This window comes from Klebsiella sp. JB_Kp031, assembly GCF_040064295.1.
GTDB lineage: Bacteria > Pseudomonadota > Gammaproteobacteria > Enterobacterales > Enterobacteriaceae > Klebsiella > Klebsiella quasipneumoniae.
Map to the genome: position 1 here is coordinate 120,110 of NZ_JBEAJW010000040.1, position 10,361 is coordinate 130,470.

At 57.5% G+C, this 10,361-nt stretch carries 8 protein-coding genes, 1 tRNA gene, 2 other RNA genes and 2 pseudogenes; 12 read left to right on the forward strand and 1 reads right to left on the reverse strand.

Annotated elements, in window-relative coordinates; genetic code table 11:
* Positions 1–78 precede the first annotated feature (78 nt).
* From ABLV64_RS20375 to ABLV64_RS20390, 4 genes are all read left to right on the forward strand, one after another.
* Positions 79–1,473 (forward strand): ankyrin repeat domain-containing protein, encoded by a 1,395-nt coding sequence (locus ABLV64_RS20375; RefSeq protein WP_004204992.1) that lies wholly within the window; start codon positions 79–81, stop codon positions 1,471–1,473.
* A 119-nt stretch (positions 1,474–1,592) separates the two neighbouring features.
* Positions 1,593–1,669: transfer RNA gene (locus tag ABLV64_RS20380), tRNA-Pro, on the forward strand.
* Positions 1,670–1,703: 34 nt separating this feature from the next.
* Positions 1,704–1,836: non-coding RNA, RtT sRNA (locus tag ABLV64_RS20385), on the forward strand.
* Between the two features lie 34 nt (positions 1,837–1,870).
* Positions 1,871–2,003, forward strand: a non-coding RNA gene (locus tag ABLV64_RS20390) — RtT sRNA.
* Between the two features lie 16 nt (positions 2,004–2,019).
* On the opposite strand, the gene ABLV64_RS20395 is transcribed toward ABLV64_RS20390, so the two are convergent.
* Positions 2,020–2,277, reverse strand: a complete 258-nt coding sequence (locus ABLV64_RS20395) for a hypothetical protein (RefSeq protein ID WP_049004416.1) — start codon at positions 2,275–2,277, stop codon at positions 2,020–2,022.
* A 553-nt stretch (positions 2,278–2,830) separates the two neighbouring features.
* Between ABLV64_RS20395 and dppA the strand changes: the two genes are divergently transcribed.
* The 8 genes and pseudogenes from dppA (at position 2,831) to ABLV64_RS20435 (ending at position 10,353) form a co-directional block, all read left to right on the forward strand.
* A complete protein-coding gene (gene dppA / locus ABLV64_RS20400) occupies positions 2,831–4,438 on the forward strand; it encodes a dipeptide ABC transporter periplasmic-binding protein DppA (protein WP_017900014.1) in 1,608 nt (535 codons plus the stop codon).
* A 134-nt stretch (positions 4,439–4,572) separates the two neighbouring features.
* Positions 4,573–5,592 (forward strand): dipeptide ABC transporter permease DppB, encoded by a 1,020-nt coding sequence (gene dppB / locus ABLV64_RS20405; protein ID WP_002921786.1) that lies wholly within the window; start codon positions 4,573–4,575, stop codon positions 5,590–5,592.
* 9 nt (positions 5,593–5,601) lie between these two features.
* Positions 5,602–6,504, forward strand: a complete 903-nt coding sequence (gene dppC, locus ABLV64_RS20410; RefSeq protein WP_004204988.1) for a dipeptide ABC transporter permease DppC — start codon at positions 5,602–5,604, stop codon at positions 6,502–6,504.
* Between the two features lie 10 nt (positions 6,505–6,514).
* A complete protein-coding gene (gene dppD / locus ABLV64_RS20415) occupies positions 6,515–7,498 on the forward strand; it encodes a dipeptide ABC transporter ATP-binding protein (RefSeq protein WP_004204987.1) in 984 nt (327 codons plus the stop codon).
* Positions 7,495–8,508 (forward strand): dipeptide ABC transporter ATP-binding subunit DppF, encoded by a 1,014-nt coding sequence (gene dppF / locus ABLV64_RS20420; protein WP_004204985.1) that lies wholly within the window; start codon positions 7,495–7,497, stop codon positions 8,506–8,508. The genes dppD and dppF overlap by 4 nt, the downstream gene beginning before the upstream one ends.
* Before the next feature lie 18 nt (positions 8,509–8,526).
* Positions 8,527–8,706 (forward strand): annotated as a pseudogene (locus ABLV64_RS20425) (hypothetical protein).
* Between the two features lie 316 nt (positions 8,707–9,022).
* Entirely contained in the window at positions 9,023–9,559 is a 537-nt protein-coding gene (bcsO, locus tag ABLV64_RS20430; RefSeq protein ID WP_117124921.1) for a cellulose biosynthesis protein BcsO, read from the forward strand.
* Position 9,560: 1 nt separating this feature from the next.
* A pseudogene (locus ABLV64_RS20435) lies at positions 9,561–10,353 on the forward strand (cellulose synthase operon protein YhjQ/BcsQ).
* Positions 10,354–10,361 lie beyond the last annotated feature (8 nt).

Below are 10,361 nucleotides of genomic sequence, written 5' to 3' on the forward strand. Positions count from 1 at the left end.
GCAGGTTGCCTCTTCTTCTTTGAATACCCTCCAGTGTTCCCGCTCCTCCTGTGCAGCCACTTTTCACGGAGAGAAAGGATGAAGGTAATAAAGGGGTTGGCCCTGCTGTGCCTGCTGATGTTAACGGGCTGTCAGTCCGAAGAGGAAACCCGCCAGTTCCTGCTGGCCTGTAAATACGATGCGCCGGCGACGATCGAAGCCATGCTGAATAACGGCATCGATGTGGATGGTCAGGATAAAACCGGCTTAAGCGGCCTGATGGTCGCTGCCGCGGAAAATCGTCGCGAGGTGGTAGCGCTCCTGCTTAAGCGTCAGGCGCAGCCGAATCTCCAGACGCGCCAGGGCGTCACGGCGCTGATGCTGGCGGCGGCGCGAGGCAGCGATGCGGCGCTTATCGGCGATCTTCTCCAGGCGGGCGCGTCGGTGAATCAGACCACCGTCGACAAGAGCACAGCATTGATGTCCGCCATTGCCGACGGCGGGGACGTCAGAAGCGACTACCAGCATATTCTGGCGATGAAAAAGCCCGATGCGCCTGTGGAGGAGCAGAGTGCGCTGGACAAGATTGTCGGCGCAACGGCGGCGAAATCGCTGGCGACGGGCAGCCGCGCGCTGATGACGGAAGACATGGCGTTACAACTGGCCCCCGGCGCGTTTAAGAAGAACGTTGACGAGATCGTGGCGTTGCTGATCGGGCACGGGGCGGACGTGAAGGCCGTCAATGCTTCAGGGGAATCGGTCTTTTTCCTCGCTGTCGATCACGCGCGATCGGCGGAAACCATCACGACCCTGGCCAACGCCGGGGCGGATACCAGCCTGGCGGATAAATCCGGCACCACGCCGCTGATGCTGGCGGCGGCGGGGGACGATCCCAATCTGGTGCTGGCGTTGTCAGCCTCCGGCGTGGAGGTGGATAAGCCGAACCGGGAGGGGCTCACGGCGCTGCAGGTGGCGGCGGGTCAGGGAGCGCCTGCGGTGATCGCGGCGCTGGTGCAGCGCGGCGCAAAGGTGGACCAGCTCTCCGCCAACGACCTCAGCCCGCTGATGCTGGCGGTCAAAATGAATAATAAAGCCAATGTCGAGGCACTCCTCGAGGCCGGCGCCAGCGTCAATCTCAGCAATAAGGCAGGGTATACGGCGATTGGCTACAGCCGGGCCGGTGAGGTTCGCCAGCTGCTGCTGGCGCAGCATGCCGAGCTGAAAGGGCAGGCCGCGCATATGGCGCAAAGCGAACTGCAGTTCTGCGCCAATGCGTTTGCCGACAAGCTGGCGTACAGCGACATCGCCCGCGCGGTAAACAACGATACCCGCCCGGACATTATGCGTCATCAGCATACCTGCCCGGGGTTGGGGGAACTGACGATGCTGCTGGGAGAGTTTACATTCAAACCGGCGGGCCCAACTTATCTCGGTGAGCCGGTGACCTGTAAGGTAGCGGAGCATCGCAAAGCGTTTGAGGTCAGCTGCCGCTAAAAAAGCGGACCAACCGGCGATTCGCTGCGCAGGGTGCTGAGTTTCTCGCCGGTTGAACGATTTTTTGAAAATAAGGCATTGACGGGTAGGCATCCCAGCAGTAAGATGCGCCCCGCATTCGGTGATTGGCGCAGCCTGGTAGCGCACTTCGTTCGGGACGAAGGGGTCGGAGGTTCGAATCCTCTATCACCGACCAAATTCGAAAAGCCTGCTCAATGAGCAGGCTTTTTTGCATCTGCGGCCAGTGAGGATGAGAACCTCCGGGGGCAGGAGGTTCGACTCGAGCGAAGCGAGAGAACGTTGCGTCAGCAACGGCCCGCAGGGCGAGCCACAAAGTGGCGAGTCATCCTCTATCACCGACCAAATTCGAAAAGCCTGCTCAATGAGCAGGCTTTTTTGCATCTGCGGCCAGTGAGGATGAGAACCTCCGGGGGCAGGAGGTTCGACTCGAGCGAAGCGAGAGAACGTTGCGTCAGCAACGGCCCGCAGGGCGAGCCACAAAGTGGCGAGTCATCCTCTATCACCGACCAAATTCGAAAAGCCTGCTCAATGAGCAGGCTTTTTTGCTTCTACGGCCAGTGAGGATGAGAACCCCGAAGGTTCGCTCCAGATCTCGTAGGCCCGCGCAAGCGCAGCGCCGCCGGGCACCTTCTGCAGTCTCCCGGCCAAAACCGCATCAAAATCACAAAAAACATCTTTACCCCCGTTTCCAGCCAGCTGTTCGCTATTTTGTGACATCTTCCATTGCATTTTTTTATCGATGAACAGATCTTTTTTCGCGAAGCTTATGGCTGAATACAGCATTTTCCGCTGTGCGTTTTAACGTTCACGCTATTAACCGCTCACATATTGGTCACATAGCAAGAAATTTTTCTCATTTACTGGCATTGTTTCCCACTGGGTGTCGCAAATTAATAAGGTCTTTATTCTGCATATTAGCCAGTAGCATAAATTTCTCTGCTGAAAATAGCGTCTTGAAGTTTTTTTAATCTTTGCCTGTCGTTTCTCACGCTGGATGTAAAACCCGGCTGGCTGTATTGACGTTTCCCCATTCTGTTGACAGATTGTAGGGCATGAGGGGCATTTCATGGAGAATCCGTACTGCAACTCAGTCGTTTTTGCGAAAGGAATCCCCATCTCTCTCAACGCCTTCGGGCACCACCGACTGGACCGGGTATATTCTAAATAGTTCGAATTGCGGGAAGGCGGCAAGCTTGAGCATCCCCAGGAGCATAGATGGCTATGTGACTGGCTTATTGAGCACAGCCAACGCATCCATCATTCGAATATGACGAATAAAAATAAATAAAGGTCCGGCGGATATATGCAAACAACATCACAGTTTTGGAGCAGAATAATGAGTATTTCCTTGAAGAAATCAGGGATGCTGAAGCTTGGTCTGAGCCTTGTCGCCATGACCGTCGCTGCCAGCGTGCAAGCGAAAACCCTGGTTTATTGTTCAGAAGGCTCGCCGGAAGGCTTTAACCCACAGCTCTTCACCTCTGGCACCACCTATGACGCCAGTTCCGTACCGATCTACAATCGCCTGGTCGAATTCAAAACCGGTACGACGGAAGTTATTCCTGGACTGGCTGAAAAATGGGAAGTCAGCCCGGATGGTAAAACCTATACTTTCCACCTGCGTCAGGGCGTGAAATGGCAGGATAATAAAGACTTTAAACCAACCCGTGACCTGAACGCCGATGACGTGGTGTTCTCCTTCGATCGTCAGAAGAATACCAATAACCCGTACCATAAAGTTTCTGGCGGCAGCTATGAATACTTTGAAGGGATGGGGTTACCCGACCTGATTAGCGAAGTGAAGAAAGTGGACGATAAAACCGTCCAGTTCGTCCTGACCCGCCCGGAAGCGCCGTTCCTCGCTGACCTGGCCATGGACTTCGCCTCTATTCTCTCTAAAGAGTATGCCGACAATATGCTGAAAGCCGGCACGCCGGAAAAAGTAGACCTCAATCCTATCGGTACCGGTCCATTCCAGCTGCTGCAGTACCAGAAAGATTCCCGCATTCTGTATAAAGCCTTCCCGGGCTACTGGGGCACCAAGCCGAAGATCGATCGTCTGGTCTTCTCCATCACCCCGGATGCCTCCGTGCGCTATGCCAAGCTGCAGAAAAATGAGTGCCAGGTGATGCCGTATCCGAACCCGGCGGACATCGCGCGCATGAAGGAAGATAAGAGCATTACCCTGCTGGAACAGCCGGGCCTGAACGTCGGTTATCTCTCCTTCAACACCGAGAAGAAACCGCTGGACGACGTGAAAGTTCGTCAGGCGCTGACCTACGCGGTTAACAAAGAAGCGATCATCAAAGCCGTTTACCAGGGCGCAGGCCAGGCGGCGAAGAACCTGATCCCGCCGACCATGTGGGGCTATAACGACGACGTTAAAGACTACACCTACGATCCGGAGAAGGCGAAGCAGCTGCTGAAAGAAGCGGGCCTGGAAAAAGGCTTCACTATCGATCTGTGGGCGATGCCGGTACAGCGTCCGTATAACCCGAACGCCCGCCGTATGGCGGAAATGATTCAGGCCGACTGGGCCAAGATTGGCGTCCAGGCCAAAATCGTCACCTACGAGTGGGGCGAGTATCTGAAACGCGCGAAAGCGGGCGAGCACCAGAGCGTCATGATGGGCTGGACCGGCGACAACGGGGATCCGGATAACTTCTTCGCCACCCTGTTCAGCTGCGCCGCGGCGAAAGACGGCTCCAACTACTCGCGCTGGTGCTATAAGCCGTTTGAAGATCTGATTCAGCCGGCCCGCGCCACCGACGACCACAACAAGCGTATTGAACTGTACAAACAGGCTCAGGTAGTGATGCATGACCAGGCTCCGGCGCTGATCATCGCTCACTCCACCGTTTACGAGCCAGTGCGTAAAGAAGTCAAAGGCTATGTGGTGGATCCGCTGGGTAAACACCACTTCGATAACGTCTCTGTCGAATAATAAGCACGATGCCTGACCCCCTCTCCCCGCGTGGGAGAGGTGGGGGGCGTATTCCCGCTATTCCGGGGAATGCTTTTGTGAGCAATACAGACGCCCTGTCGCCAGGCGGGGCGTCACTAGAGAGAATCCGGGTTATGTTGCAGTTTATTCTCCGACGTCTGGGACTTGTCATCCCGACATTTATCGGTATCACCCTTCTCACCTTTGCCTTCGTCCATATGATCCCCGGCGATCCGGTGATGATTATGGCGGGCGAACGTGGTATTTCCCCCGAACGTCACGCGCAGCTGCTGGCCGAAATGGGCCTTGATAAGCCGCTGTGGCAGCAATATGCCCACTATATCTGGGGCGTGCTGCACGGCGATTTAGGCATCTCGCTGAAAAGCCGCATTCCCGTGTGGCAGGAGTTTGTCCCACGCTTTAAAGCCACCCTTGAGCTGGGCGTCTGCGCGATGATCTTCGCCGTCGCCGTCGGCATTCCGGTGGGCGTGCTGGCTGCGGTAAAACGCGGCTCCATCTTTGACCACACCGCGGTAGGCCTGGCGCTGACCGGCTACTCGATGCCTATCTTCTGGTGGGGCATGATGTTGATTATGCTGGTTTCGGTGCAGCTGAACCTGACGCCGGTCTCCGGGCGTATCAGCGATACGGTCTTCCTTGACGATACCTTGCCGCTGACCGGCTTTATGCTGATCGACACCGCCATCTGGGGCGAGCAGGGCGACTTTATTGACGCCTTAATGCATATGATCCTGCCCGCCATCGTGCTGGGCACCATTCCGCTGGCGGTGATCGTGCGTATGACCCGATCGTCGATGCTGGAAGTGCTCGGCGAAGACTACATCCGCACCGCGCGCGCCAAAGGCCTGACCCGGATGCGGGTGATTGTGATCCACGCGCTGCGTAACGCGATGCTGCCGGTGGTCACGGTGATTGGCCTGCAGGTGGGTACGCTGCTGGCGGGCGCCATCCTGACGGAAACCATTTTCTCATGGCCTGGTTTAGGCCGCTGGCTGATCGACGCGCTGCAGCGTCGCGATTATCCGGTGGTGCAGGGCGGGGTGCTGCTGGTGGCGACGATGATTATCCTCGTCAACCTGCTGGTCGACCTGCTGTACGGCGTGGTGAACCCGCGTATCCGGCATAAGAAGTAAGGGGTCATCATGTCACAAGTTACTGAAAATAAAGTTATCACTGCGCCGGTGCCCATGACCCCGCTGCAGGAGTTCTGGCACTATTTCAAACGCAATAAAGGGGCGGTGGTCGGTCTGGTGTACGTGGCGGTGATGATCGTAATCGCCGTGTTCGCCAACTTTCTCGCCCCGTATAACCCGGCGGATCAGTTCCGTGATTCGCTGCTGGCGCCGCCGTTCTGGCAGGAGGGCGGCAGCCTGGCGCATCTGCTCGGCACCGACGACGTGGGCCGCGATATTCTGTCTCGCCTGATGTATGGCGCGCGCCTGTCGCTGCTGGTGGGTTGCCTGGTGGTGGTCCTGTCGCTGATCCTCGGCGTGGTGCTCGGCCTGGTGGCGGGCTATTTCGGCGGAGTGGTGGACTCAATCATCATGCGCGTCGTCGATATTATGCTGGCGCTGCCGAGTCTGCTTCTGGCGCTGGTGCTGGTGGCTATCTTCGGACCCTCCATCGTCAACGCCTCGCTGGCGCTGACCTTCGTGGCGCTCCCGCACTATGTGCGTCTGACGCGCGCGGCGGTGCTGGTGGAGGTCAACCGCGACTACGTGACCGCTTCCCGCGTGGCGGGCGCCGGGGCGATGCGCCAGATGTTCGTCAATATTCTGCCTAACTGTCTCGCGCCGCTGATCGTTCAGGCGTCGCTGGGCTTTTCTAACGCCATTCTCGACATGGCCGCGCTGGGGTTCCTCGGCATGGGCGCGCAGCCGCCGACGCCGGAGTGGGGCACCATGCTCTCCGACGTATTGCAGTTCGCGCAGAGCGCCTGGTGGGTGGTGACCTTCCCGGGCGTGGCGATCCTGCTGACGGTGCTGGCATTTAACCTGATGGGTGACGGTCTGCGTGACGCGCTCGATCCCAAACTGAAGCAGTAAGAGGTTCGAGATGGCGTTATTGAATGTAGATAAATTATCGGTGCATTTCGGCGATGAAAACGCGCCGTTCCGCGCCGTGGACCGCATCAGCTATAGCGTGAAGCAGGGCGAAGTGGTCGGCATCGTCGGGGAGTCTGGATCCGGTAAATCCGTCAGCTCGTTGGCGATTATGGGTCTGATTGATTACCCCGGCCGGGTCATGGCGGACAAACTGGAGTTTAACGGCCGCGACCTGCAGCGCATCTCTGAAAAAGAGCGGCGCCAGCTGGTGGGGGCGGAGGTGGCGATGATCTTCCAGGATCCGATGACCAGCCTCAATCCCTGCTTTACCGTCGGCTTCCAGATTATGGAAGCGATAAAAGTCCATCAGGGCGGCAACAAGCAAACCCGCCGCCAGCGGGCCATCGACCTGCTGAACCTGGTCGGCATTCCCGATCCGGCGTCGCGGCTGGACGTCTACCCGCATCAGCTTTCCGGCGGGATGAGCCAGCGCGTCATGATCGCGATGGCGATTGCCTGTCGGCCAAAACTGCTGATTGCCGATGAACCGACCACCGCGCTGGACGTGACCATTCAGGCGCAGATCATCGAGCTGCTGCTGGAACTGCAGCAGCAGGAGAATATGGCGCTGGTGTTGATCACCCACGACCTGGCGCTGGTGGCCGAGGCCGCGCATAAAATTATCGTTATGTATGCCGGTCAGGTGGTGGAGACTGGCGATGCGAAGGATATTTTCCGCGCGCCGCGCCATCCATACACCCAGGCGCTGCTGCGCGCGCTGCCGGAGTTTGCCCAGGATAAAGCGCGTCTGGCGTCGCTGCCGGGCGTAGTGCCGGGGAAATATGACCGTCCCAACGGCTGCCTGCTGAACCCGCGCTGCCCCTATGCTACGGATAAATGCCGTAGCGAAGAGCCGGCGCTCGCGGATCTCAATGGCGGTCGCCAGTCTAAATGTCACTACCCACTCGATGATGCCGGGAGGCCTGGATTATGAGTACGCAAAAGGCCGCCACGCCACAACCGCTGTTGCAGGCCATTGATCTGAAAAAACACTACCCGGTGAAGAAGGGGTTATTCGCCCCGGAACGGCTGGTGAAGGCGCTGGACGGCGTCTCCTTTACTCTTGAGCGCGGTAAAACGCTGGCGGTAGTGGGAGAGTCGGGCTGCGGTAAATCGACCCTCGGTCGTCTGCTGACGATGATTGAAATTCCCACCGGCGGCGAGCTCTATTATCAGGGGCAGGATCTGCTTAAGCACGACCCACAGGCGCAGAAGCTGCGGCGGCAAAAAATCCAGATTGTGTTCCAGAACCCCTACGGTTCTCTGAACCCGCGTAAAAAAGTGGGGCAGATTCTGGAAGAGCCGCTGCTGATTAACAGTAGCCTGAGCAAAGAGCAGCGCCGCGAAAAAGCGCTGGCGATGATGGCGAAAGTGGGCCTGAAAACAGAGCATTACGATCGCTACCCGCATATGTTCTCCGGCGGTCAGCGCCAGCGTATCGCCATTGCCCGCGGGCTGATGCTGGATCCGGACGTGGTGATCGCCGATGAGCCGGTCTCCGCGCTGGACGTTTCGGTACGCGCTCAGGTGCTGAACCTGATGATGGATCTGCAGCAGGATTTAGGTCTGTCCTATGTGTTTATCTCCCACGATCTGTCGGTCGTCGAGCATATCGCTGATGAAGTGATGGTGATGTATCTCGGCCGCTGCGTGGAGAAGGGCACCAAGGACCAGATCTTTAACAATCCGCGTCATCCGTACACCCAGGCGCTGTTGTCGGCGACGCCGCGTCTGAACCCGGACGACCGTCGCGAGCGGATTAAGCTGACCGGCGAGCTGCCGAGCCCGCTGAATCCGCCGCCGGGCTGCGCCTTCAACGCGCGCTGCCGCCGGCGCTTCGGCCCCTGCACCCAGCTTCAGCCGCAGCTGAAGGATTACGGCGGCCAGCTGGTGGCCTGCTTTGCCGTCGACCAGGATGAGAATCCGCAAAAGCCCCACGCCTGATGGCACGCTCCCGGTCCGATAACCGGGAGTTTCTCTCCCGCCGGGTATAAAACCCGGCGATATCGCCTTTTATCGCAGTGAATGCCACGTTCTCGGCGCATTCTTCGTCGATTATCCGAAAAAATAAGACTTTCAGTCCATTTTTATAGAATTAAAGAGAAATTAAAATGGTTCAGGTTTATTCTTTCGCTGATCTGACGCTATGATTCTATCATTACCTAATACATTTATATAAAAACGGACGGGAAGCGCGGTGGAAGCGTGGTTTAAGGATGGACGCATACCTAAAAAATGGGGCTATCCTTCTGAAAGGAAAATGTTAGTGTAGCGATACTTCTGCCGTGGAATCACACCGAAAATCAAATTCTAAACTATTATAACCCTGTCAACCGTATGTATTGGTACGTCTCCAACGGCGCGTTTTCTGCCATACCAGAGACGCAACGATATTTTAAATATACTTAGAAAATAACAACAAACTTAATATGAAATTTTTAAAATCATGAGGTTATCAATGAACCATTATGATGATCTGCAGCGCTTTCAGGAAAAAACGCGGACGCAAAACCTCAACTTTCAGGATCTTTCATCGCAAGCCGCCACGCGCGAGCATGGAGACTGGGCGATCCTCAATCAGCTAAATCCCGGCGCAGAGAAACCCTCTTCCCTGGCGCTGGGAGGCTCGGTTTCCGCGCCCCTGCCGCAGTCAGTGCCCGCGGATCTGTTCCACCAGATAGAAGCGGCCGTAGCGGCGGCGCCAGCCTCCGCTTCCGTTGTGCCTGCCGCTCCGGCCGCGCCAGCGGCCCCGCAGCCGGCCGTGGAGACCGCCACCGCCGCGCCGGAGCCAGTCAGGCAGGAGCCTGCGGTGACCCCTGCGCCTTCAATCCCGGCGCCTGAACCGGCAATGGCGCCACCGAGAATGGCTCCTCGACCCGCGCCCACCGCCGAGAACTATGCCCACCTGTTCGCGGCGAAAAGCGCAGAGCCGGTGGCGAAAAATAAAGACCAGCCTTTGAAATCACTTCTGGAAAGGATCGCAACATGCCGTTGATTTGCGTCTGTTCACCGAAAGGTGGCGTAGGGAAAACGACCCTGGCGGCCAATTTAGCCTATTCGCTGGCGCGGACCGGCAGCAAAGTGCTGGCGCTGGATTTTGATGTCCAGAACGCGCTGCGTTTGCATTTTGGCGTGCCGCTGAACGATGAGCGCGGCTATGTGGCGAAGGCGCTGGACCTGCACGACTGGAGCCAGTGCGTGCTGAGCGCCGGCAGCAACATTTTCGTCCTGCCGTATGGCGAAGTGAGCGAAGCGCAGCGTCAGGCGTTTGATGAGCAGCTGACCCACAATGACCATTTTCTCCAGCGCGGACTGTCCGCACTGCTGAATTATCCCGGACTTATCACCATCGCCGATATGCCGCCAGGGCCTTCGCCGGCGCTAAAGGCGCTGACGGGGCTGGCGGACCTGCATCTGATCCCGCTGCTGGCTGATACTGCCTCGATGTCGACCCTGGCGCACGTGGAAAAACAGCGCCTGACCGGCGCGGCGCTGAATCACAAGCATGGGCACTATTTCGTCATTAACCAAAGCGATAGCCGTCGCCAGGTCAGCCGGGACGTCACCAGCCTGATGGAAGAGAAGCTGGGCGAGCGACTGCTTGGCATCGTCCATCGTGATGAAAGCGTGGTGGAGGCCAATGCATCGCAGAAGTCGATTCTGGACTTTAACGCTTCCTCGGCAGCGGCCTTCGATATTGAAATTATTGCTAAAAAAATATCTTCGCTGTTGGGTATCCATATTGGCGATGGCACGGTGCACAGCCAGCCACGCATGTCAGGGCTTTAACTTATTGC

Excerpts from the sequence above, each read along its gene's own strand:
- ABLV64_RS20375 (WP_004204992.1), top strand. The coding sequence starts at position 79 with ATGAAGGTAATAAAGGGGTTGGCCCTGCTGTGCCTGCTGATGTTAACG.
- ABLV64_RS20395 (WP_049004416.1), bottom strand. The coding sequence starts at position 2,277 with ATGCTGTATTCAGCCATAAGCTTCGCGAAAAAAGATCTGTTCATCGAT.
- dppA (WP_017900014.1), top strand. The coding sequence starts at position 2,831 with ATGAGTATTTCCTTGAAGAAATCAGGGATGCTGAAGCTTGGTCTGAGC.
- dppB (WP_002921786.1), top strand. The coding sequence starts at position 4,573 with ATGTTGCAGTTTATTCTCCGACGTCTGGGACTTGTCATCCCGACATTT.
- dppC (WP_004204988.1), top strand. The coding sequence starts at position 5,602 with ATGTCACAAGTTACTGAAAATAAAGTTATCACTGCGCCGGTGCCCATG.
- dppD (WP_004204987.1), top strand. The coding sequence starts at position 6,515 with ATGGCGTTATTGAATGTAGATAAATTATCGGTGCATTTCGGCGATGAA.
- dppF (WP_004204985.1), top strand. The coding sequence starts at position 7,495 with ATGAGTACGCAAAAGGCCGCCACGCCACAACCGCTGTTGCAGGCCATT.
- bcsO (WP_117124921.1), top strand. The coding sequence starts at position 9,023 with ATGAACCATTATGATGATCTGCAGCGCTTTCAGGAAAAAACGCGGACG.